This is a genomic window from Ruegeria sp. C2, assembly GCF_056537765.1.
The window spans coordinates 1-22,209 of record NZ_JBQFRZ010000014.1; the positions used below are offsets into that span (position 1 = coordinate 1).

At 54.2% G+C, this 22,209-nt stretch carries 18 protein-coding genes and 3 pseudogenes; 5 read left to right on the forward strand and 16 right to left on the reverse strand.

The features are described 5' to 3' along the window. Nucleotides 1-85: pseudogene (locus ACR0IV_RS20725) on the reverse strand (IS5/IS1182 family transposase); the annotation flags it as partial. A gap of 914 nt (nt 86-999) precedes the next feature. Here ACR0IV_RS20725 and ACR0IV_RS20730 point away from each other — a divergent pair. Beyond that, entirely contained in the window at nt 1,000-4,266 is a 3,267-nt protein-coding gene (locus ACR0IV_RS20730; RefSeq protein WP_480660898.1) for a transglutaminase-like domain-containing protein, read from the forward strand. Nucleotides 4,267-4,563: 297 nt separating this feature from the next. Here the strand turns inward: ACR0IV_RS20730 and ACR0IV_RS20735 are convergent. Then, nucleotides 4,564-5,270 (reverse strand): annotated as a pseudogene (locus ACR0IV_RS20735) (IS6 family transposase). A 145-nt stretch (nt 5,271-5,415) separates the two neighbouring features. Between ACR0IV_RS20735 and ACR0IV_RS20740 the strand changes: the two are divergent. Further along, a complete protein-coding gene (locus ACR0IV_RS20740; protein ID WP_480660900.1) occupies nt 5,416-5,889 on the forward strand; it encodes a DUF6714 family protein in 474 nt (157 codons plus the stop codon). Between the two features lie 31 nt (nt 5,890-5,920). On the opposite strand, the gene ACR0IV_RS20745 is transcribed toward ACR0IV_RS20740, so the two are convergent. The 4 genes from ACR0IV_RS20745 to ACR0IV_RS20760 all read right to left on the reverse strand — a co-directional run bounded on the left by ACR0IV_RS20745 (nt 5,921) and on the right by ACR0IV_RS20760 (nt 8,725). Then, nucleotides 5,921-6,259, reverse strand: coding sequence for a hypothetical protein (locus ACR0IV_RS20745; RefSeq protein ID WP_480660902.1), 339 nt, complete (start codon nt 6,257-6,259; stop codon nt 5,921-5,923). A 127-nt stretch (nt 6,260-6,386) separates the two neighbouring features. Beyond that, nucleotides 6,387-6,518 carry a cytochrome c peroxidase gene (locus ACR0IV_RS20750; protein ID WP_480660988.1) on the reverse strand — a complete coding sequence of 44 codons (132 nt, stop codon included), beginning with the start codon at nt 6,516-6,518 and terminating at the stop codon, nt 6,387-6,389. A gap of 234 nt (nt 6,519-6,752) precedes the next feature. Then, a complete protein-coding gene (locus tag ACR0IV_RS20755) occupies nt 6,753-7,298 on the reverse strand; it encodes a GNAT family N-acetyltransferase (protein ID WP_480660904.1) in 546 nt (181 codons plus the stop codon). 17 nt (nt 7,299-7,315) lie between these two features. Beyond that, nucleotides 7,316-8,725, reverse strand: coding sequence for a tetratricopeptide repeat protein (locus ACR0IV_RS20760; protein ID WP_480660906.1), 1,410 nt, complete (start codon nt 8,723-8,725; stop codon nt 7,316-7,318). Between the two features lie 46 nt (nt 8,726-8,771). Between ACR0IV_RS20760 and ACR0IV_RS20765 the strand changes: the two genes are divergently transcribed. Beyond that, a complete protein-coding gene (locus ACR0IV_RS20765; protein WP_480734437.1) occupies nt 8,772-10,457 on the forward strand; it encodes a winged helix-turn-helix domain-containing protein in 1,686 nt (561 codons plus the stop codon). A 327-nt stretch (nt 10,458-10,784) separates the two neighbouring features. Here ACR0IV_RS20765 and ACR0IV_RS20770 read toward each other — a convergent pair whose 3' ends face one another. The 7 genes from ACR0IV_RS20770 to ACR0IV_RS20800 form a co-directional block, all read right to left on the reverse strand. Further along, nucleotides 10,785-12,842, reverse strand: coding sequence for a DEAD/DEAH box helicase (locus ACR0IV_RS20770; RefSeq protein WP_480660908.1), 2,058 nt, complete (start codon nt 12,840-12,842; stop codon nt 10,785-10,787). A 471-nt stretch (nt 12,843-13,313) separates the two neighbouring features. After that, the gene (locus tag ACR0IV_RS20775) at nt 13,314-14,252 is read right to left on the reverse strand and encodes an HAD-IIA family hydrolase (protein ID WP_480660910.1); all 939 of its coding nucleotides are present in this window, start codon (nt 14,250-14,252) and stop codon (nt 13,314-13,316) included. Next, complete coding sequence (gene phnE / locus ACR0IV_RS20780; protein WP_480660912.1) at nt 14,216-15,031, reverse strand: phosphonate ABC transporter, permease protein PhnE; 816 nt, start codon at nt 15,029-15,031, stop codon at nt 14,216-14,218. The genes ACR0IV_RS20775 and phnE (ACR0IV_RS20780) overlap by 37 nt, the downstream gene beginning before the upstream one ends. Further along, entirely contained in the window at nt 15,031-15,846 is an 816-nt protein-coding gene (gene phnE, locus ACR0IV_RS20785; protein WP_480469232.1) for a phosphonate ABC transporter, permease protein PhnE, read from the reverse strand. Before phnE (ACR0IV_RS20785) ends, phnE (ACR0IV_RS20780) begins: the two co-directional genes overlap by 1 nt. Next, nucleotides 15,843-16,637, reverse strand: coding sequence for a phosphonate ABC transporter ATP-binding protein (gene phnC / locus ACR0IV_RS20790; protein ID WP_480660915.1), 795 nt, complete (start codon nt 16,635-16,637; stop codon nt 15,843-15,845). Before phnC ends, phnE (ACR0IV_RS20785) begins: the two co-directional genes overlap by 4 nt. 60 nt (nt 16,638-16,697) lie before the next feature. Next, nucleotides 16,698-17,672, reverse strand: a complete 975-nt coding sequence (phnD, locus tag ACR0IV_RS20795) for a phosphate/phosphite/phosphonate ABC transporter substrate-binding protein (protein ID WP_480469231.1) — start codon at nt 17,670-17,672, stop codon at nt 16,698-16,700. Nucleotides 17,673-17,732: 60 nt separating this feature from the next. Then, nucleotides 17,733-18,542 carry a DeoR/GlpR family DNA-binding transcription regulator gene (locus tag ACR0IV_RS20800; protein WP_480692857.1) on the reverse strand — a complete coding sequence of 270 codons (810 nt, stop codon included), beginning with the start codon at nt 18,540-18,542 and terminating at the stop codon, nt 17,733-17,735. 244 nt (nt 18,543-18,786) lie between these two features. On the opposite strand from ACR0IV_RS20800, the gene ACR0IV_RS20805 reads away from it, so the two are divergent. Together ACR0IV_RS20805 and ACR0IV_RS20810 are read left to right on the forward strand one after the other, a co-directional pair. Then, on the forward strand, nt 18,787-18,963 hold the full coding sequence (locus ACR0IV_RS20805; RefSeq protein ID WP_480660919.1) for a hypothetical protein: 177 nt from the start codon (nt 18,787-18,789) through the stop codon (nt 18,961-18,963). A 192-nt stretch (nt 18,964-19,155) separates the two neighbouring features. Further along, nucleotides 19,156-19,287: pseudogene (locus tag ACR0IV_RS20810) on the forward strand (IS5/IS1182 family transposase); the annotation flags it as partial. Between the two features lie 99 nt (nt 19,288-19,386). Here the strand turns inward: ACR0IV_RS20810 and ACR0IV_RS20815 are convergent. From ACR0IV_RS20815 to ACR0IV_RS20825, 3 genes are read right to left on the reverse strand one after another with little or no spacing between them, the layout of a single operon-like run. Beyond that, nucleotides 19,387-20,304 carry a hypothetical protein gene (locus ACR0IV_RS20815; RefSeq protein ID WP_480660921.1) on the reverse strand — a complete coding sequence of 306 codons (918 nt, stop codon included), beginning with the start codon at nt 20,302-20,304 and terminating at the stop codon, nt 19,387-19,389. A 9-nt stretch (nt 20,305-20,313) separates the two neighbouring features. Further along, nucleotides 20,314-21,627 (reverse strand): TRAP transporter large permease, encoded by a 1,314-nt coding sequence (locus tag ACR0IV_RS20820; RefSeq protein ID WP_480471037.1) that lies wholly within the window; start codon nt 21,625-21,627, stop codon nt 20,314-20,316. A gap of 11 nt (nt 21,628-21,638) precedes the next feature. Next, nucleotides 21,639-22,172, reverse strand: coding sequence for a TRAP transporter small permease (locus ACR0IV_RS20825; protein ID WP_480471038.1), 534 nt, complete (start codon nt 22,170-22,172; stop codon nt 21,639-21,641). Between the last annotated feature and the right edge of the window lie 37 nt (nt 22,173-22,209).

The window sequence follows — 22,209 nt, forward strand, 5'->3', positions numbered from 1 at the left end:
CAACGCGAGGTTTGCCGTGGGACTTTGGGAAGAAGGGCGCCAGACGCGCCATTTGCTCGTCGCTCAACCAGAAAAGATCAGACATGTTCACTGCTCGTTTTGAACGCGATGAATCACGCAGCCAAACGGAAATCAATGGGTCCTGAGCCTAGGATATCCAGCCCATCGCCATTTGAATCAATGACATGTTACCACCAGTGTTTCTTGCCGTTGATCAATATCACCACCCCAACCAGATGCGATTTGTTTGTCAGCTCGCTGAACCACCTTCCCTGTTCAGCCAGTTTGAAACGCTACTTATCCCCAAAATGCATAGTCTTGGAATTAAGGGTGCAGTCCGGCAATTGGTGACACAGTCCAGAAATTGAGAGCACAATTTTTAAACTGATTTTGCATAGTTTTCTGAAGCAAGCATCCAGCAATTAGCGTCCTGTGACATCGGGCTACAATTGGCTTTGTGAAGCTGGCTGCCCAAACCGAACGATGTTACGCCTCGCAAGTATGGCGGCGATGCGCAGTAGGCAAAATTTGCAAAGCTCGACGGGCGCCTCCAGTAGTCCCTTGCTTACGCCGGTATGCACTACCGCAGTAGCAGTCAGGGACGAAGTCGATTTTTGCAGTAACAACCGGAGGGATGAAACCCTTTTTGCGTGAAACTATCCACTACACCGTTAGGTCAGGTTGTAAGTCTAGGTGACAATGTGGACGAAATGCACTGCGCGCGCCTAGTATAAAAAGGTCGTCTAGGAGGTTCGCATGCCGACAATGCAGTAAAGACGAGAACGCATTACAGTTCAGCCGAGGGGAAGGAAATGATCTTCCACGATTGTACGATCGAATTTCGTAAAGACTTTGAAGCACTTCCATGGTGGATGCGAAAATCGCTCGTTCGCCACGGGAAGTCACGCATCGAAGCGTATTTTGTTTGTTTGGAAACACATTTCACGTTGAAAGCTCCGGTCAAGGACAGCGCACTCATATCCAATGGGATGTAGGCTAATGTTCTTTTCACGTAATTCTTGTTTGCTTCCGATCGTACTTGTCGCTGGTGTCAGTTATCCCGGCGATGCGTCTGCTCAAGAAGATGCGACGTCGCTCTTAACGCTCCAGGGCGCTGGGCTTGAAGCCGATCTGACTGCCCCGGAACATTTGCCGTCCATTGCCGCGCTGTTGGACGGCAATGCAGATACGGTCGCTCAATTTGACATTGTTGGCGGGGAACCGGTGGATGTGGTGATTGGTTTCGGAGGACGCGTTGCCAGTGCGACGGAACTTGTTCTTGCCCTGTCAAACAATCCCTCAGACACGCCACCTGCCCGGGTGGATATTTTGATTTCAACCTACTCTCCGACTTCCGGGTTTCGATCTATGTTCGAAGAACGCATAGATGCACTGAAGCCCGAACAGGTCATCACGCTGGCGCCCGCCGCGGCGTCCTGGGCATTAATTCGCCTTTTCCCGGCGGACGGTCAGACACAATTCGCCCTGACCGACGTGTGGTTGATGGGCCGGGACGGCCCACCAGAGCCGCAATATGCATTTGGCGAAGCTCCGGCGACAGCGATTACCATGATCGAAGAACTTGAAGCTCTTGGTGAAATCGGATTTTCGCTGACAGAGGCTGAGCAGGGCATTTTTGAGCGAGCGAAGACTGAAATGCTCGATATGCGCGATCTGGAGGAAATTGCCCTATTGGCTTCGGGTGTGATCGAACAATCCGATCGCAATGCCTACCGTGCACAGCTTGATGGGATCGAAGCCCAGATTCGTGCAGATTTAGATGAGAACGCATCCCCTTTTGTGCTTGGTGCAAACCTTTTGGAATGGTTGCACGAGAACACGTTTTCCAACGGGTACAGACTGCGACAAACGGATGTATCAACGGTTCTCGACCAAGGTATTTTTAACTGTGTCTCATCAGCAGCCCTGTATAACATTCTTGGTTGGCGTTTGGGTTTGGACCTAAGAACCATTGAAGTTCCCGACCATGCTTTTTCAGTACTCTATGACGGGATTGACCATGTGGACGTCGAGACAACGACCCGGCGTGGGTTCGCACCCGCCCGTGAACAAATCGAGGAATTCCGCGAGCTAACAGGGTTCAATTACATTCCCCAGTCGCACAAAGATCTACGACGCGAGATCGATCGCAACGGGACGGCTGCGTTGATCTACTATAATCACGGAGTGGAGTTTTATCGCGACGGAAAATTCCGTGAAGCTCTACTTGCCAATTTCCGCGCCATGAGCCTTGACCCTGAATTCTCATCCGCCATCACGAATGCACTGGCGGCGTTGAACGGATGGGCCAGATCGCTGGGGCAAGCCAGCGAATGGGAGCAGGCCACGGCCGTTGCTGCTTTGGGCCGACGATTGTCTGCAGATGACGAAATTCTTGCCGCAAACCAGCGCGCGGTATGGAGCAAATGGGCGGACTCTCTATCAGCTTCGGGGGACTATGTTGCAGCGCTTGAAATACTCGATCGGGCAGCGAAAGAGATTCCAGATCAAAACTTCGATCCCGACCGCATTGCCGTTTTTTTGAGGCCGGCAGAGGTAGCCATATCTCGCGGTGAATGGGAGCAAGCCTTTGCAATATCGGACCGGGCGGTCGATCTCCTGGAGGGTGCGGCACAAGCCGAAGTTGGTAAGTGGCAGTCAAACCTCTATCTTCGACAGGCGCGGTCTTTGATTGGCACAAAAGACTATGAGGTCACTGCGGATCTGCTGATGCAGGGTCTCAGCGCAGATGCCGACTCCAAAAGCGTTCAGCGACTGGCACGCTTCCTTGCGCAGGAATGGGCCAAGGACAGCGGTGGAATTATCGAAGGACTATCCAGAATTGCGGATTTATCAAACCGATTTGCGGCCCTTGCGGAATTTGATGCCGTGGCCGAAAATTTTGCCATAAAGCAAATCAATGCGGGACTCGGTGCGCGCACACTGGAAGAAACATTGGCCGTGGCGCAAGAAATTCAGCCTTTGATTGCCAAAGCGGGTTCCGATTTTGACGCCGGAGCGTATGCCTATAACGCTTATGGCCGCGCGCTGATCGATGGAGAGGATTGGCAAGCGGCTGCTGAACTGCATTCAGATGGGCTGTCAGCGCACCCCGATGACTATTACCTATCTAGGAATGCGCGCTTTGTTGCACAGAGATGGCAGGCAGCTGCGCTATCAGAAGGGGGAACCGCTGACCTGGAAGCGGTCAACGCCTTGCTTCGTCAGTTGTTTCCGACCTTCGCGATAGACCCAGGATTTGAAGAGAATGAGATTATCAGAAAGGTGAACACGCAACTGCGCGATGGAGACTATGATGATGCAGAGCGATTTCTGGCAAGTGCACAGCTGCTACTATCACCTGACAGCTTTCGCAAACTCAGAGTTCTAATCATTGATCATCGCGCACAACTCGCAATGAATGACAAAGATTGGGAAACAGCCGCAACACTCTATTCTAATGGCCGCAGCGAATTGAACGACGCCAAACTGTTTTCCAATAACGTGGCGTACGTGGCGCAGGAATGGACGCGTTCAGCTGGAGCTGAATCGGGCGCTCAGGGCGTAGCCACCGCGGCAGAAAAGCTGGGTATCTTGTTTCCAAGCGACGACAAGGTCGCGAAAATGGGCACGCGAACAATACAGAAACTGATCTCCGAAGCCGTTCGATCCGGCGAGATTGACCTTGCGAAGACACAACTGGCGAGCGCAAGGCCGTTTCTTTCGCCCAAGGATTTCGACAGCAGCACCATTGTGCTTTACCGTGACTGGGGGAACGCGCGATTGGAGCAAAGTGATTGGCAAGGCGCACTGCTTGCCTATGCCGCTGGGCTTGAGCTGGTTCCGGACTCGCGCGATTTGCGACGCAATGTTCCTTATGCCTTTCAAGAATGGTCCAAAACTGCACTCAACGCGGATGGCCCGATTGGCTTGATCGCTGCAGTTGAGAAGATGGAGCAGACCTTTCCTGATAGGAAAACCTTGTCAGATATTTTAGACAACGTTCTGTCTGATCGGGTTGAAGTGATGATCAATGACGACAGGCCGGACGCCGCCTTGAAACTCATTGACGACGTTGCGGTTGTTCTTGATCCCGACACGACGCACGATGTTAAAGTATACGCCTACGAGAAATGGGCGAGGCTGTATTTCAACAATGATGGCTGGCAGCGCGCGGTGGAAATCTACGACCAAGGGCTTGAAGACGTGGGCAAAAGCTCGCTTTTAGAGAACAATCGGCGATATGCGCAATCAAAAGCGGATTAGGCGGCTCAGGCCTCCCCGGTCGAACCTCACGATCACCCCCTGGATGCACTTGACGCGGATGATGTGGGGGCGACACCCAAGTTGCTCAAAGCTTGGCTTGGTAGAGATAGTTATTCTGGTTGGGACCCTCCTGAAGTTAGGGTCGACCTCGCAGCACCGGACCTGTCGCAAGGTTTAAACTAATTGCGTTCGTGCAGCTAGGGGATGCCTGGTTAGTAGCAACAATCAGTTGAAAGCTTGCTCATAGGCTTTGTCAGGTTGTTTGTTGTCTGCAGCACAAAACTATCAGGGTGGAGTTCAAGCGTTCAGTTCGCGCGTGTAATTCTGCAAAATACCAAAAGCATCGGTTCGGGCGTGACGATAAGTACTGGCAGAAAGGTGGTGGCGTTTTGGACGGGACAATACGGCGATTTGGTCATGAGCCGCCAGATATTTCTGCACCTGTCCAGATGATCTGAATCGTCCCATGATCTTCTCCCGACGGCAGGTGTGTCGATGCCAGACTTCGGCTCGATTATTCAGGCCCTTGTGCTGGCGGTGTTCGACCTCTGGTGCAATATCAGCTTTTGAGGCGTCAGACCAAAGCTTGTCTGTGACCAGTACACGAGGATGACGCCTTCGCCTAAACAGCTCGCGAAGTAACCGCTCAGCCGCTTTCTTGTTTCAGCGCGACTAAATCAGGATATCGAGCACATCACCATTTGAATCAACCGCGCGCCAAAGCCGGTGTCTCTTACCCCTTATCAAGATCACCACTTCATCGAAGTACCACTTGTCCGAAGGCTTGGGTCGAATCTGCATGTTTTCACAGCAGACTGTCTGCCAAAAAGTGCCACCCGATCCCGTACTGTTTCGTAGGAAACCTAGATCCCTCGCGACGCAAGAAAACCCTCCACATTCCGTAGGCTCAAGGCAAATCCATTGTACGCCCATACAGCATACCCGATCACGGAACGAGAAAAACGAAAGCCTTTGAGCCAGGACACGTCGGATAGGTTTAGCATGACGCTTCGCCACAACGACATCCCACATCCTGCAACCGGACAAAGCCCCTAAAGAACCTTTGTCCGGCATCCATCGCAATCACTTGAATTCAAACGGTTCCTGATACACTCGATTTCAAGGTTTCAGTCAGGTTAATATCTCAACATGTCAAAGGTAGCGACAACAACGGAAGCTCTTACAACTCAAATCATCACTGCATTTGTCGGTCTTGATCCACCTGCTGACGATGAGCTTCTTCACCCCGAATGTATGGATGATGTGGATGTTCTTGAATTTTATGGAGGGGTCAAATGGCATGAGATAACCGATCAAATGATCGTAAACGGTTATGCTGCCCCCACTGCTTTCAGCGCCAAGGCATTCCAGTACTATTTGCCTGCATATCTGATTTGGACTCTGCACAATTCAGATAGCTTGGAATACGCCAGTGAAAGCATTCTTCTGGCACTTGACCCCGGTACATCGAAAGAGATGCTACACGAGTTCCGGAAGTCCAAGTTCGATCAATTGACGTCTGCACAGAAGGAAGTCGTGTTGAGGTTTCTATACTATTTCAGCGGCCATCCTAAACTCGGTGAATTCGCGGAAGCCGCATTGGTTAATTACTGGATAGAATAAGATGTGTGGTAACTGGGTTAATGATATTCAACTATTTGATGTGATTGTTCGCAACGTTTTTTGTCATCATAGGCTTACCACTGTCAGCGACTGAGAATGACTGAAAACTATCTGACCCGGTTTGAAAACCTCCTAAAAGGTGCTGGTATCCGAGAATTCCGCCCAGTCGCTCAGCAATCAAGTCCCAAGCATCAGTTATCCGATCTTCTGTCACTGCGGTCGCGATCAGGTTCTCTCCCTTCTGGCCTGTCATTTCGATAGGCGACAGAACCGGGAACATAGCTTGCGCGATCGGCGCATTGGGCAGTCTAGCGGGCAAGTGTTCACGCGCGGGGCTCCAAAAAACTGCTGGGAAAAGTTCTTTGATCATCGGGCTCCAGCTTGCCATCGTGGAACATACGCGTGTAACTTCTCGCGCCAATATTGTAGAATGGCTGGGCATCGCGTGGTACGCGCCCGATCACGCCGTCCTTCGTCTCGCGCTTCTGACCTACGCCTTAGCCACCCTCGCCAATACCCAGCGCCAATCCGTCCCCAGTTCCTAGCGACGGGTCGTGACAAGTTCCGAAGGAAATGTTGCGATTGCTTGAAAGAATGGGTTCAAAGAGGAGATATTGTCCAAGAGTGATGAGCGCCTGGTCAGGATTTCCATCCTACAGAAAATCTGTATCTGTCAGAGACGGAGGCATGGGTTGAATGTAGGCTCGCGCAGCCGGGTAGGCTATCACCGTTGTCAGGCATAGTATCGAGATCGTCAGATTTGCTGAGCGCTTGGAGCAATATTTAGAGTCATGTCTTTGTCCTTCGCAAGCTGACGCCTCTTGCTGCGTTTGATAGCAACTCAGCAACTCTGGTTTTCATTTTCAAAAAGAGTGGTTTGCCAGATGGCCGACGCGCAGATCGGCCGCTGCGTGATGATCCGACAATCGGCCCATCATCACTGCATCGACAAAGCCGCCTGGGCGACGGGCGTATCTGCGAATTACGCCTTCGCGCTCGAATCCAAACGCTTCGTAAAGCTCGATGGCATGTGTATTGTCCGACCAGACCAACAGACCGATCCGCTCCAGCTGCAACCAGTTGTCACAGAGGTCCAGCATCGCGCCTAGTAACGCTTTGGCTATTCCCTTGCCCTGAAAATCGCTGCGGACTGCGACCAGGTCAATTTCGCCCACATGGTTGTGGCGTGGCACGTCTGGTTCCGACGACATAAAGCAGATGCCAACGACACAGCTGTCTACTTCAGCCACCAGCTTGTAATCACCGGGTCCCGTGTTGATACGTGCTTCGACATTGGCGTTTGCAATATGTGGTAGGCGCATTGTGCCCAACATCACGGAATCATCTGTTAAAATGCATTTGATGTCCGATACGTCTTGTGCCTCGACATGGCGGATTTCAGTTCTCATTTTTTTTATCCTCTCAATCAGGTCTTTTGGCGCGGGCAAACCGCGCTCGCGCCAGTTTCTTTGCGATGCGGGTTGTTGGCCACGGTCACGGAACCCTGAGGATGCGCGTTCGCACGACCCAGAAAGCGTTTATTGATGGGGCTGTGTGGTTTGACGGCAATCCGCTCGTTTGCCAGGGCTTCAGCAGCATTGTGATTGCCAGAACGAAGCGCGGCTTCGGTCAACGTCCAATCGATAATGTCGCGTTGTGCATGACTGCCGCCAAATGAATTTGCGATAAACCGAGCACCATGAAGCGCTTCGGTCGCATCTTCGTAGCGGCCCTGCCAAAACGCCCGGAACCCCTCGATCAAGGGCAGCCCTGTCGCTGCGGCCCAACGCGATGTCTCGCTGCCACTGGCGGGTGCATTGCGATACTGATCAACGACACGATCAACCTCGTCATCGCGACCGGATCCCAGGTACGCCATAGCTGCGTGCCAGTCATTGAACGGATACAGTTTTCCATCGGCGTGGTTGTCCCAGCATGCTGCAACATCGGCCCAGCGGTCGGAAATGTCGTGATCTTCCAGATGCAAGCGCCACAGCAAGGCCGAGGCATCGACCAAATCCAGTGCAACATCGCTCTTTACTTCACGAATCCGCGCATCATACAGCTTGATCGCCTCATTGGCCTGACCGAGGTCGAGGTGATAAAGCGCCTTGTGCCACCAGTTGTGGACCTTGAAGAAGTTATCATCGCCCGACCAATTTGGTTCACGCGACGCCATCCATTCGATCCCGTCCTCAGCACGTCCCTGCATTTCCAGCACGTGAGCGACAGCATGCTGCGCCCAGCAGTCTAAGGGGTCGCGTTCGATCGCTTCCCGACCAAGGGCTTCAGCACGACCATAGTCACCGGTCTCTTCCAACCCGAAGGAGTACATGCCCAGCAGGATGGAATAGCCCGGCTGGTCTTCCGACCACTTCGGTAAGATCCGTGCAATTCGGTCACGCAGGTCGCGCGCATTGGCGCGGTAGAAGTCCATCAAATGACCAGCTTGCAGGCCCAGGATATCGTGTGGAAACGACATGTTGTGGCGATCCAGCTTGACGGCAGCTTCTGTCCAATTGTTGGCAAGAAGCGCATTCAGGGCATCGACATGCGATTTTTCCAGATCGGATTTGGCAAGTGGGCGGACTGTCGCCAAAATGTTCCGTGCCTCAGCTGCAGCATCAGGCTCGGTTGCCAATCCGAACAGATAGGCTTTCAGGATATATGGCATTGCATAGTCCGGCGAGGCCTCGATCGCCTGATCGGCCAGTGCCACGGGATCGCCCCTGTAAATGTTGAACGCGCGCATGGCAGCGTTGAAATAGTCCGCAGCGATTTCAATTGAACCCGCAGCTGGCCAGTTTCCGGACAATTTCGTTTCTTGGTGGGACATGTCACTCTCCAAACTCTGTTTTGACTGGGCGGATTGCCCGAATGCGATGGCTTTACCGCGCCGTCGCCTGCGCTGCTTGAAGTCAACTGGGAGATTTTTGGGAGATCATTGGAAATCTGTATTTGAGACATCGCTTGGGATAAAATGGCGAGAGCGAAGGAGCGGTACGAGAATGCGATACGAGTTCGATGCCTTCACGTTAGACACTGACACCCGCGAGCTTAGCCGCGGTGCGACCGCTGTCGCGCTCGAGCCGCAAGTTTTTGATCTGTTGGTTCTTCTGCTCGAAAACCGACACCGGGTGGTTTCCAAAGATGAGATTGTCCAACGCGTATGGTTTGGACGCGTAGTTTCGGATTGGACAATCCTCAGCCGCATAAAATCGCTACGTCAGGCATTGGGCGATGATGGGAGCGCTCAGAAATACATCCGTACGTTGCGCGGGCAAGGGTTTCGCTTTGTGGCACCCGCCAAAATAGTGTCGGTAGAAAGCGTCATAGCGCTGGAAGCGTCCGAAGACACCGAGCAGAAAACGGTCGGGGCGCCACCATGTATCGCCGTGTTGCCGTTTTCAGCGATCGGCGACCTAGAGGTCGGAAGATCATTGGCGGATGCAATCCCGCGCGAATTGATCAGATCGCTTTCCAGTGTGCGTTGGTTGCGTGTCATTGCACACGGATCGTCATTCAGGTTCCGAGGACAGACGATTGAGTTTGAAGACGTAAAGTCACTGCTGGGTGCTCAGTACTGTATCTCCGGAATGGTGGAGACTTTGGCTGATCGTCTCTATGTAGATGTTGAAATGGCCGATACCCGCACCGGTGAGGTCGTCTGGGCAATTCGCAAAGAGGCCCCGATTGACGAGGTGCAACGTTTGCGAACCGAAATTGCCGGGGCTGTGCTCAATATTTCTGAGTTTGAGCTTCCTGAACACGAAGCGCGGCTCCTTGATGTAGATGATGCAGAAAATCTGGATGCATGGTCATCCTTGCATCTGGGAATTCGTCATATGTATCGATTCAACAAGTCAGATACAGAAACAGCCCGAAAGATGTTCGAACGTGCTGTAGCGCTAGAACCAACATTGGCACGCGCGCATGCTGGGATTTCATTCACCACTTTCCAACGCGTGTTTCTGGGATATTCGTCCGACCTTGCTGCGGACCGACTGGCCGCCAGACGCAGCGCTGAGGAAAGCGTTATGCTTCAACCTCGTGACCCGTTTTCGAATGTTGTGATGGGCAGAAGCCTGTGGCTGACAGGAGATACAGAGGCGAGTAAGCCGTGGTTTGATCGGGCGGTTCTTGAAAGCCCGAATTACGCATTTGGCCGTTACGCTTCCAGTTGGGCAAAGGTTTTCACATCGGACTACGCAGGTGGAAACGAAATGACTGACCTTGCCATTGCTCTTAGCCCGCTCGATCCGCTCCGGGGCGGCATGCTCTGCAACAAGATGTGGATCGCACTTGCCGCAAAGGACTATGATGCTGCCGTTCAGTGGGCACAAAAAACCGCGCTTACGCCTGGTGCGCATGCGGGCCACGCGATGTTTGCGGCGATGACAAACCGTTTGATTGGCAATGATGAAGGTGTGTCGCGGTGGCTGAAGGAAACGAAACGCCGTAACCCGGGGTTCAGCAAAGCAAAAGCAAAGGCTCTGGTTCCGAGTAGTCACACTGAATTTCGCGCCCTAACAGAAGAGGCTTCGATCGCGCTTGGTCTTCCCGACTGATGGTTGCGGCGCAAAGCTGGAATTGCCGCGCGAGCTACCAAGTGCAGTTTCGGTAATAGCTGCATGAGTAGTCGGCGGTTTGGTCCTTTTATCGAGCTTTGCAAAGCCCAGTTACGAAAGTCTGGATTGGGCTGCCCTCCGACGCTCAAACATAAAGGTGGACCAAATCAAATGGAGCATTCCAGAGGTCCACTTTAGGAAAGCTGCAACCCAGCACCGCGGAGCAGGATGAATGTCGCCTTTGCGCCGAAAAATTATGCCAAATCAACATTCTTTGGGCAACCCACATATCTTTTCCTACCGGTTTGTCGATAGGTGCCGGAGTGTTCAATTTCTTCTAGAAGGCTTGCGGAAAGGTCTTGCTTCTCCGCCCTTGCTGTTTTTGCTTTTTGAACGCGGCGCGTTTGAGACTTTGTTGCCGGTCTTGGGAGGCGCCTTTCGTGCTCTCAGAGATTTGGATGTGTCGGAGGCGTTCTTGTCTTGTTTTTGCCGCTTCTTATCCTTCGCGGCGGGCTGTGGTTTTACCTTTGCCCGCTCGCTTTTTGGTTGCGCCTGCAAACCCTTGTCCTGCTTTGACTTGTCTTCGTTTGCTCGTTCATTCGATTTGCTTGCAGCGGATTTTCCTCTGCCCTTTGGGCGCTTGAACACATTCTGGGCATCTTGGTCGGAAAGCTCGGAGCCGCGCGCAGCTTTCGTCGGATTACCTGAACGAGGTCCTCGTTTTTTGGCTGTGTCGTTTGATGAATAAGGTGCCGCGGGCGGCCCCTTAGGTGAGGCATCGAAATCTGGTGTGTCCGCCAGTTCAGTCAGCGTTGCACCTTGTTCTATGGAGAGCTCGGCCCCCAACTCTTGTTTCATTGCGGGCACTGCATCATTGGCAATCTCGACAAAAGTCTCTTGGTATTGAACGCGGATTGCGCCGATGGCGTCTTTGGACAAACCCGTATTGCGGCACAGCATTGGCAACAACCAACGCGGCTCTGCACGCTGTTTGCGCCCCAAAGAAAGTGAGAACCAAGTGCTTGGCCCAAACGCCGCGCGCTTGTCAGTGTTGCGTTTTTCGGATTCCAGCGTCGCGCTGAGTATCTCAGGTGCTGAGTGGCGCTCTCGGTAGAGACGCAAATAGGCTGCCGCGACCTGCTCTGGAGTCCTTCCGCTGAGCAGCCGTTCTGCAAAAGCTGTTTCCTCGGCACTTGGCGGCTCATCCAAGGCGGGATTGGAGATTATGCGTTCCTCTTCCCGTGCGAGCACCTCATCCGCAGAGGGCGGGGCGCCCCATTCGGCTTCCAACTTGGCTGTCTTCAGCAAGCGCTGCGCCTTCGCGCGTTGCCGACCCGGCACGATCAGGATGGACGATCCCTTGCGCCCGGCGCGGCCTGTGCGTCCAGAGCGGTGCAGCAAGGTTTCCGCATTAGAAGGGAGATCTGCATGGATCACCAACTCCAGCCCCGGAAGATCAATACCGCGGGCGGCCACGTCCGTCGCAACGCAAACTTGCGCGCGCCTGTCACGCAGGGCTTGCAGTGCATTGGTGCGCTCTGTCTGGCTGAGCTCCCCTGACAATGAGACGACAGCAAATCCCCGGTTGGAGAATTTCGCGGTCAGCCGGGCAACCATGGATCGGGTGTTGGCGAACACAATCGCAGTCTGTACGTCGTGATAGCACAGCAAATTGATGATCGCTTTTTCGATGTCCGATGGCGCCACGTTCAAGGCGCTATAGGTGATGTCCGAATGCTGTGCTTCTGAATTTCCAACCTTGATCCGCTGTGCATCTTCCTTCTGGTAGGTCTGGGCGAGCTTGGCAATGCCGCGCGGAACGGTGGCCGAGAACATCAAGGTGCGCCGGTTCTGAGGTGTTTGATCAAGGATGTATTCAAGGTCTTCAGCGAAGCCCATGTCCAGCATTTCGTCGGCTTCGTCGAGGACGACGGTCCGTAGATCGCTCAGATCGATCACCCCGCGTGTGATATGATCGCGTAGCCGTCCAGGGGTGGCGACCACGACATGTGCACCGCGCTCGAGCGCCCTGCGTTCAGTGCGCGCATCCATACCACCTACTGCCGACGCAGTGACTATCCCGGCCTCAGCAAACAGCCAGTCGAACTCTCGCCGAACTTGTAAGGCCAATTCGCGCGTGGGTGCGATGACCACGGCCAATGGCGCCGCTGCTCGGTCAAATCGACCGTGCTTATCGAGAAGCTCTTCCGCCATTGCCAGCCCGAAGCCCACGGTTTTGCCCGAACCGGTTTGCGCAGAGACAAGCAGATCTTTTCCGGCCAACGCTTCGTCTGACACGGCCTCTTGCACAGGCGTCAAGCCGTCATAGCCTTTTTGGGACAGCGCTGTGGATAGGGTTTTCGGGAGGGAAGAGAAATCTTGCATGGGTCACCAAGTGCGGGGAAAGACCTGGCGATAGTGGTATTTGGTTCAGATGTATAGCCCGTAATGTGCGCCCGAAAGAGAATGTATCAACCACAGGAAACTGGCTTTCGCAACCGCTCAACCAATCGCCGCTGCGTTTTGACCTTGTGAATCGGGTCGGCAAGGGTTCGTATTGCGGCGAAGGCTCGGTCTAGTGCAGCCGCAACGCAGCGTTAGTCAGCGCCGCCAACGGCAGGTTTGGGCCGCAAAGGTTCTCAAGTTAGGGCAGGTTTGCATCGTCGAAGCATCAATGATGCTGCCATTCTCCGGTTCACAGCGATGTTACAACAACTGCGTCCAACACAGCATGCCAGTCACGGCTCGCCAGTTCGACTATCTGGTAGTTCCTGACGGCGAGGCGCACTAGGAGTAGGTGTCAGACGCGTGCACGCCTTCTTTGATCCAGACCCCGATATCTCCTATTCGGGGAGGTCAGGGGCGGGTTACCACAAAGTTCGGTACTATCCCTGCCTGCCTGATCGCTGCTTCGACATCATGCCCTGCAAAGAACCCAAATCCTGAGATGAGTGCCGAAGCTATGCCCGCACTGCGTGCGCCCAGAACGTCGGTGTGCAGGCTGTCGCCGACCATCAGAACGCGGGACTTGTCGGTGTGCCCGAGGCGTTGGAAAGCAAGGTCATAGATGTTAGCAAAAGGCTTGCCAAAGAACTGAGGAACGACACCTGTCCGATCTGCCAGCCGGTGCGCAAAAAGGCCGGGCTCTTGGGAAAAACCGTATTCACGAGGAGCGACGATGTCGGGGTTGCCGACCATTACCGGGCGGGGGCGCTCCAGCAAGGCGGCCTCCAACATGGCCTGACGCGCTTCGGTCCAGACCGCCGACCCGATCATCAAGAACCCGTCGACGGTTTCGTAGGGCGTCGGGTCATCCTCCAGATAGGAGAGTGTCAGCCCCTCCAAATCTCGAAGACCAGCGCTGGGAGTTGCCATCAATCCCCAGTGCAATTCACTTTGGCCGTTTAGCTTAGACAACAATGTGGCCCGGCTAGTGATCACATCCTGCGGTGCGAAGTCATAGCCAAGCCTGGTATATTTCTCCAAAAGAGTTGCGTGGGGAAACCCCGCGGCATTCGACACGACCAGAACACGCTTGCCGGCGGCTTGCAGTGACCTGACCCGATCCGGCGTCTCTGGGATCGCCGTTTCGCCAATATTAAGAACTCCGAAGGCGTCGAGGAGAAACACGTCGAACTCATGAGCTATGTCCTCTAGCGTCTCGACCTGACGATAGCTCACTTCAGCTGTGCTGGTTTTTGGAAGGCGGTGTCGTACCGCCTCGTAGGCTTCAAAAGCCTCTTGCGCAGAGAAACCGGTCAAATGATGGCCCCTCGTACTTTCGCCGAAACCCATTCACTGATCATCACCGCGACAAGAATTACAATCAGGATCAGGCTGACTTGTGGCCAAGCCAGAACGTTGAGTGAAGCTGACAATTGCAACCCAATTCCGCCGGCTCCGACCAGCCCAAGCACTGTGGATTCGCGGATGTTGATATCCCAACGGAAGACAGCAATGCCTGCAAAAGCGGGTAGAATTTGCGGAACGATTCCGTAAGCCATGACCTGCCAACGCGATGCACCGGTTGCCGTGATAGCCTCGACCTGAGAGTGATCAATTTCCTCGATTGCTTCATAAAGAAGCTTTGCGCAGAACCCGATTGAACGGATGGCGATTGCTATGACACCAGCAAAGACACCCGGACCAATAATCGCGATTAGCAGAAGCGCCCAGATCAACGAGTTGATTGAGCGGGTCGAGACAATGATCAACAGGGCGATGGGTCGAATGAACAGAGCAGATGGCGTGGTGTTGCGGGCCGCCAAGAAGGCAACCGGCACCGCCATGCACAGGGCGATGATTGTACCCAGGGTGGCGATGTTCAGAGTATCCCAAATCGGGCGGCCCAGTTGGGTGATGTAGTCCCATTTGGGAGGCGTTGCACGGGTCCAGATATCGTTGGCGATGCGGGGTGCGTCCCAGACGAAAAACCAGGTCGTTGATTCCGAGATGAACTGCCAGCAGTAGACAAAGACTGCCACGCCCAACAGCCAGCCGAACCATCGAACCAGACTTTGACCCGTCGTTCGCCGGCGCCAGATTTGTGTGTCGTCGCGTTCAAGTACCGGCATTACTGAACCCTCGCGCGGATAATTCCGGAAAGGTATTCAAGTGCCATGACGATCCCGATGATGAGGATAAGAATGGCTGCTGCCGTGTCGTATTCATAGCGATCAAACGCAGTGTTCAATGTTGCACCGATACCGCCAGCGCCCACGAGCCCAAGAATTGCGCTTTCTCGGAAATTGATGTCGATCCGATACATGGAAAGCCCCACAAGCCGCGGCATCACCTGAGGCTGAACGCCATAGTTGATCCATTGTGGCCAGCGCGCGCCAGAGGCCTTGATCGCCTCGGCCTGAACCTTGTCCATGGCTTCGATATCTTCGGCCAGAAGTTTAGAGAGAAACCCAATGGTCGCGAAGGAAAGCGTAAGAAACCCTGCCAGTGGACCAAAGCCGAAGATAGCCACCAGCAAAATGGCGACGATGATCTCTTGCAATGCCCGACTTATCGCGACGATGCCCCGGCAAATCATATAGATTGGCAGCGGAGCGATATTGCGGGCCGCACCCAATCCAATCGGGATCGAAATCAGGATGCCCACGACCGATGCGGCCACGGTCATTATGATACTTTCCAGAAGGCCGCTCCAAATGTCTGACCACCGTGAAATGAAGTCTGGGCTGGTAAACGCAAGTACAAATGCCCACCCCCGGTCCAGTCCTTCATAGACCCGGCCCCAATCAACTTCGATGGTCATGAAAGCCGCGATCAGATAGGCGAAAAAACCCAGCAACAATGCCCAGCGGAGCAAGGGGTTTTTGACAAAGGCAGGCTTACGCCAACCCTTTCCCAACATGTCGTCTAGTTCTCGATGGCTCATTCCGCAGCCTCGACATCTTCATCTTCGTCGACTTTTTCGATGGTCGCTTCCCAGTCCTCTTCCCCATAGATTTCGGTCAGCTTCTCGGGGGTAAGGCCTGTTGGAAGACCATCATAAACGATTTCGCCAAAGCGGAGGCCCACGACGCGCGGAACGAACATTTGGGCAAGCGCCACATCATGGATATTGATAATGGCCGCCAGTCCGCGTTCCTGACACAGTTCGGTGATCAGGCGCATAATCTGGCGACTGGTCTTTGGGTCCAGCGACGCAGTCGGCTCATCAACCAACAGAAGTTTCGGGTTTTGAATCAAGGCGCGGCAGATGCCGACCCTTTGGCGTTGACCACCGGACAGTTCATCCGCTCGTTTATCCGCCATGTGCAAAAGCCCCACCCGATCAAGCAGGCGGAAGGCCTCGTCGATATCCGACTGCGGATACCGCCGCAGAAAGCTGCGCCAGAACCCCACATATCCCAGCCGTCCCGACAACACGTTTTCCATCACCGTGAGGCGTTCGACCAAGGCATATTCCTGAAAGATCATGCCCATTTCGCGGCGCGCTTTCCGCAGGGCGCCCGATCCGAGTTTGGTCAGGTCCACGTCATCCAGAAGGACGCCACCGCTTGTGGGTTCAACCAACCGGTTAATGCAGCGGATCATGGTCGATTTGCCTGCCCCCGAGGGCCCAATCAACGCAAGAACCTGTCCTTTTGGAACCTCAAGATCAATGGCCTTCAGAGCCTGATCTCCGGTTTTGTATGTTTTCGTCAGCTTTTGAAGACGCAGCATAAAATGCCCCAGATTAGGGTGAATAGCGGGCCCTTTCAGGCCCGCCGAATTAGCCAAAGATCACTGGCAGGCGTAGGAGACACCATTTGCTGCGTCAATCTTACGGATGACATCCCAGAATTCCTGATAGGTCATCTCAAGGAACTGGCCTTCGTTCGATTTCGAGAACTCAGCTTCTAGGGTCGTGCCGTCCCAGTCGAAGTTGAAGAAGGCATTGCGGATCTTCTCTTGCAGCTCGGGCGTCAGGTTGTAGACGGTACCAAACCCGGTGGTTGGAAAGGTCTGCGACTTGTAGATCGTTACAACATCATCTTCCTTGATCACATCGCGCAAGATCATCCGCGATTTTACCGAGTTCGCGATCGACGCCGCCAGGTAATCCTTGTTGGCGACACCCAGGATCGAGTTGTCGTGCTTGCCCGAGTAGACAGGTTCGAAATCCCGTTCGGGCAAAAGATCAAAGTCGCTTTTCAGGATTGCCGAGGGCGCTTTGAAGCCTGAATTGGATGTGGGTGAGGTGAAGGCCAGTTGCTTGCCCTTGATGTCCTCGACCTTTTCGATGCCCGAACCCGGATAAGTGATGATTTCCATCTCATAACCGAAATTACCGTCTTTCGAAGCCATGATCGTGAATGGCCGGAACCCGGCGCAGTTTACCGCCAATGGGTTGGAACCGGTGTTGAAACCCGCAATATGCAGACGCCCTGAACGCATCGCTTCTATCTGGGCCGCATTGTTCTGAACCGGAAAGAAGACAACGTCCTTGCCGGTTTCCGCTTTCAAATGGTCAAGAAAATCAGACCAGGCGGTTTTGTATACGGCGGGGTCTTCAACCGGCGTATATGCAAAAATCAGGGTGTCAGGATCAATTTGTTCAGAGGGATCGGTGGGGATATCCGCAATCAAATCCCCATCTGCGTCACAAAAACGCTCGTCCAGATCACCGCGCGGACAATCCTGCGCCGACGCCGTCCCGCTCAGCGACATGAGCGCGATTGCGGATGCCCCAATCAACAGTTTGATATCGATCTTCATATTTTCCTCCCAGTCATTCGCGGTCCTCTATCGATCCGCTGTTAATGAATCATGCCTTGCCTACCCGGCGACGAGAACATCGACCTCGGCGCCCTCAATAGCGTTACGCAATTCTCCTGTTGGTTTTTTGTCGGTAACTATGGAATCCAGGCCGTTGATATCTCCCACTTGGGAGAGGCCCCTGCGGCCGAATTTCCCGGAATCAATAAGAAGATGCCGCTTTTCGGCACGCGTCAGCATCATCCTCTTTACTGCAGCAAAACCCCGCACTGTCTCTGACGGACCTTCGGTTGAGAAGCCCGAAGACCCGATCATGCACCTGTCGACGTTGAATCGGGACAGAAATTCCAGCGTTTCTGTTCCGATCGTTGCAGATTCAGTTGCCAGATACTCCCCCGGGCACAACAGGACCTGCGCAGCCCCATGGCCGAGGGTCATCGCAACGGGAATTGAATTGGTGATCACCGTGCAATGAGTGCCGAGATAAGCCAGCGCACGCGCCATCTCGATGGTGGTCGAGCCGGAATCGATCATGACCGTTTCACCGGCCCGGATCAGTTCTGCCGCCGTAACACCTATCCGCTCGCGTTCCTCAACCTGCGCATTTGTCCGTTCATCCAAACCTGGATAGTGCCCTTGCGCAGGGGCTGATGCCCCCCCATGCGCGCGCGCGATCAAGCCGTCATTCGACAGGGCATCGAAATCCCTGCGCACCGTCTCGTTGGAGACGTTAAACCGCTTTGCAAGTTCGTTGATGCGAATGTGCGGGCGCAGCTTCAACTCCAACAATATCTGTTGGCGCCGGTCGGATTTCTTGACCCGGCTCTGGTTCTTCTCAGACATTTTACCGCGCGTTTTGGTTTTGGACATCCGACGACCCGACTAGGTTTCGAAATCTACTTTTGTGGGCTTTCGGACATTTTGCAATAATTTTTGCTGCATAACCCTCGAAAGGTTGTGAGAATTCGAGAAGTTCCAAATATTTCAAAGCACAGAGTAAAGATGCACAGACTGATCAAATTCAGAATGAAAATCGAAGGGACGTCTTAACCAGCCAACTTGCGAATAAGACAGTTTCCTTTTGGGATTTGATCATGTGGCATTGAGATACAGTATGAGCGACGTCGAAACAGCAGATCAGATTGCGGCGCTTCCGATGCGCTGGGACAAGGCTGGCAGGTTACCGCAACTGCGCCAGTTCAGCGCCATCGCCTCGATCAGTGTGGCTGCCGTTTTGCATGGTTCTGTATTTCGGTCGTCAGCTAAGCGTTGGTGTTCACACATACGCTGACGCTTTCCTTCATTCGCTGATCCTTCAAGGGTACGAATTGGATGCTGCCGCCCATCTGCCCTGGGCGGACATCAAACCGAGTCCTAAAGGCCACCGCATGTCCTTTTCGAACCATTTCAGTGGTAAACCTCATCGAATTGTTCGTTGACAAAGTTTTGGGCCGTTTCCGCTGCCGGTGGGTTGGATTGGCCTCTCTACCGGCTGAGAAACCTGGTCGAGAGATGCTTTAACAAACTGAAGAATGCGCGGCGTGTGGCAACTCGCTATAACGAGACAGCCGAAAGCTTCCTTGGCTTCGTAGATATCACCTCGATCCGCCTCTGAATCCGCTATTTGTCAGCATGACATAAGCTCTTAATATCACTTATTAACCAGCCGCTCTGTTAAGCTAAAGCAAATATCTATGGAACACACGTAGGTCGATCACCCGGAATACATCCGGCGCATGACCAAAGGCGTCAGGTACATCGGTATCTGATACGCGCCAATGAACACCATGATCGGCGCGGTGACCTCGGGTGGCAAAGCGACAAAGAACAGCGCGATGTTGCGATTGCCCGCGATCAGCGACACCGCAGTCGCCTCCGCCGACGCCCAGCGCTTGCGAGTCAGTTGGAAGGTGGCAATCTGCGCGCCAAAATTCATCAGACAGGCGAAAGCGATCCAGAACACGGCCAGCCACGGATCAATCAGAGCCGCCGCGCTGACCGATGGCATCAATCCTATGACAAACACGGCCAAGGTGATCGTGGCACCCCCCTCAAGCTGCAGTAGTGTTGCTTTAGATGGGCGCGGCAACATTTTCTGACGCAGCAAGACGGCGACAAGTGTAACGCCAGAAATCGTAAGAAACAGGCGAAATACAGCTTTCAGGACTGCCCCAATATCTCCAAGTTCGGGCATCAGCCAGAAGATCGGCAGAGCGGTCACAGGTAGCAAAGCCGTCCCAACCACGACCAGGCGCATTGCGTGCTCAGCGGGATATCCCATCATCATGCAGAGGTTCGGGCTGCCCGAGATCGAAGGTGCCGCAGTCATGATCAGCAGAGACAGAACGACCGCCGTACCCGTCCATCCACCTGCAAATCCGATTGAGACAACGATCAGCGGCGTAAGAACCTGAAAACCGATCACCGCTATCAGGACCCGACCCAGATCGGTCAGAGATCCCAGGATGGCCACTGGCTCCATCCGTAGAATGGTCAAGAACAGCAACAGGACCACAAGCGGCGGCAATAGTGGGCGCATCGGCTCGGCCAGAGCTGGCAGCAGTAACCCCGCAGCCAGCCCCAGGACCAGAACATAGGGGCCGTTGCGCGCCGCCCAGAGCAGCGGGTTCACTGCGCTGCCCTACCCGCCCGGGGTCCCTCGCAGGTTCTCGGGCAGCCATGTGGCGAGTTCAGGGAACCAGATCAGGAGGAAGACCATCAGCACCATGATCAGGAACATCGGAATCGCAGCGCGGGCGATGTAACTCATTTCATGATTAGTCATCCCCTGCATCACAAACAGGTTGAAGCCAATCGGCGGCGTGATCTGCGCCATTTCGACGACGACCACGATAAAGATGCCAAACCAGATCAGATCAATTCCGGCGTCGCGGATCATTGGCTCGACCACCGCCATGGTCAGCACGACGGAAGAAATACCGTCAAGAAAGCAACCCAGAATGATGTAGAATACCAACAAAACCATCAGCAGCTCGAATCGGGTCAACTCCCAACCTGCGATCAAGTCCGCCAGACCACGAGGCAGGCCAGTGAAACCCATCGAAAGCGACAAGAAGGCCGCGCCTGCAAGGATCAGCGCGATCATCGCGCTGGTGCGCGTGGCACCCATTAAGCTCTCGGTGAAGGTCTTCCAGTTGAGCGACCCCTGCCCTGCGGCCAGCAGCAACCCCCCGATCACGCCGAACGCTGCAGCCTCGGTCGCAGTGGCATAGCCCAGATACATCGAGCCGATGACCACCACGATCAGCAGGATTACAGGGAGCAGAAAACGCGAGTTCTTAATCTTTTCGGAGAAGGACAGCTTACCCTCTTGGTTCGGATTCCAGTCTTTACCCAGCTTCGAGTAAATCGCGACATACCCCATGAACATCGCAGCGAGCACGAGGCCCGGCAGAATGCCCGCAAAGAACAGCTTGGTGATCGATTCATTGATCGTCACGCCATAGACGATCAACGTCAGCGATGGCGGGATCATCAGGCCCAGCGTCGCCGCTCCGGTCAAAGTCCCGATAATCATCCGCTCGGGGTAGTTGCGTCTGCGCAATTCCGGGATCGACATCTTACCGACGGTGGTCAATGTGGCCGCAGACGAGCCCGAGACGGCTGCAAATACGGTGCAGCCGACGATATTCGTATGCACCAGCCCTCCGGGAAGCGGAGCCATCCATGGCGACAAGCCTTTGAACATGTCCTCGGATAATCGCGTTCGATAGAGAATTTCACCCATCCAGATGAACATGGGCAGCGCCGTCAGGGTCCAGGACGAAGACGCAGACCAGATGGTGGTGATCATCACGTCGCCCACGGGGCGGGTCGTGAACAACTCCATCCCGACCCAGGCAACGCCCATCAGGGCCAGTCCGACCCAAATACCGGTGCCCAGAAGCGTAAAGAGAACAAAGAGAAAGAGGATGATGACAGACAGGTTTTCCATGCTCTTATTCCCTATTCCCCGTGGCTCTGATCAGCCAGATCGCGGACGATGCGGTGATCACCCTTGAAGACGACGTGGATGAGGTGATCGGTCAGAGCGATAGCGAGGATCACGGCGCCAATCAGCATGGTGGATTGCGGAATCCAAAGGGCGGTTTTGTCCTGCCCTTGGCTGATATCGTTGAACTTCCAGCTCCAGTAGACAAAGCGGTAGGCGTACCAGCAAAAATACCACATGACGGCAGAGCCGACGGCAAAACACCAGATTTCCAGGATGCGACGCACACCTTCCGGAACTGCGTTCAGCAGGATCGATACGCGGATGTGACTGCCCCGGTTTAGCGCATTGGCAAAGGCAAGGAACGAGGCAGCGGCCATTGCATACCCGGCATAGTCAGGCGCGCCGGGAAAAACCTCTCCGGTCCAACGGGCCAGCATCTGCACGACAATCAGCAGCAAAATGGCAATCAGGCTGAGCGCCGCCATAACCCCTGCTGCAAGATAGATGAAATCCAGTACGGACCGAAGCCCTCGCAATACAGCCATACCGTCCCCGTTTGTTATGATTGAATGAATCGCGGGC

Excerpts from the sequence above, each read along its gene's own strand:
- ACR0IV_RS20730 (WP_480660898.1), top strand. The coding sequence starts at position 1,000 with ATGTTCTTTTCACGTAATTCTTGTTTGCTTCCGATCGTACTTGTCGCT.
- ACR0IV_RS20740 (WP_480660900.1), top strand. The coding sequence starts at position 5,416 with ATGTCAAAGGTAGCGACAACAACGGAAGCTCTTACAACTCAAATCATC.
- ACR0IV_RS20745 (WP_480660902.1), bottom strand. The coding sequence starts at position 6,259 with ATGATCAAAGAACTTTTCCCAGCAGTTTTTTGGAGCCCCGCGCGTGAA.
- ACR0IV_RS20755 (WP_480660904.1), bottom strand. The coding sequence starts at position 7,298 with ATGAGAACTGAAATCCGCCATGTCGAGGCACAAGACGTATCGGACATC.
- ACR0IV_RS20760 (WP_480660906.1), bottom strand. The coding sequence starts at position 8,725 with ATGTCCCACCAAGAAACGAAATTGTCCGGAAACTGGCCAGCTGCGGGT.
- ACR0IV_RS20765 (WP_480734437.1), top strand. The coding sequence starts at position 8,772 with ATGGCTTTACCGCGCCGTCGCCTGCGCTGCTTGAAGTCAACTGGGAGA.
- ACR0IV_RS20770 (WP_480660908.1), bottom strand. The coding sequence starts at position 12,842 with ATGCAAGATTTCTCTTCCCTCCCGAAAACCCTATCCACAGCGCTGTCC.
- ACR0IV_RS20775 (WP_480660910.1), bottom strand. The coding sequence starts at position 14,252 with ATGGGTTTCGGCGAAAGTACGAGGGGCCATCATTTGACCGGTTTCTCT.
- phnE (WP_480660912.1), bottom strand. The coding sequence starts at position 15,031 with ATGCCGGTACTTGAACGCGACGACACACAAATCTGGCGCCGGCGAACG.
- phnE (WP_480469232.1), bottom strand. The coding sequence starts at position 15,846 with ATGAGCCATCGAGAACTAGACGACATGTTGGGAAAGGGTTGGCGTAAG.
- phnC (WP_480660915.1), bottom strand. The coding sequence starts at position 16,637 with ATGCTGCGTCTTCAAAAGCTGACGAAAACATACAAAACCGGAGATCAG.
- phnD (WP_480469231.1), bottom strand. The coding sequence starts at position 17,672 with ATGAAGATCGATATCAAACTGTTGATTGGGGCATCCGCAATCGCGCTC.
- ACR0IV_RS20800 (WP_480692857.1), bottom strand. The coding sequence starts at position 18,542 with ATGTCCAAAACCAAAACGCGCGGTAAAATGTCTGAGAAGAACCAGAGC.
- ACR0IV_RS20805 (WP_480660919.1), top strand. The coding sequence starts at position 18,787 with ATGAGCGACGTCGAAACAGCAGATCAGATTGCGGCGCTTCCGATGCGC.
- ACR0IV_RS20820 (WP_480471037.1), bottom strand. The coding sequence starts at position 21,627 with ATGGAAAACCTGTCTGTCATCATCCTCTTTCTCTTTGTTCTCTTTACG.
- ACR0IV_RS20825 (WP_480471038.1), bottom strand. The coding sequence starts at position 22,172 with ATGGCTGTATTGCGAGGGCTTCGGTCCGTACTGGATTTCATCTATCTT.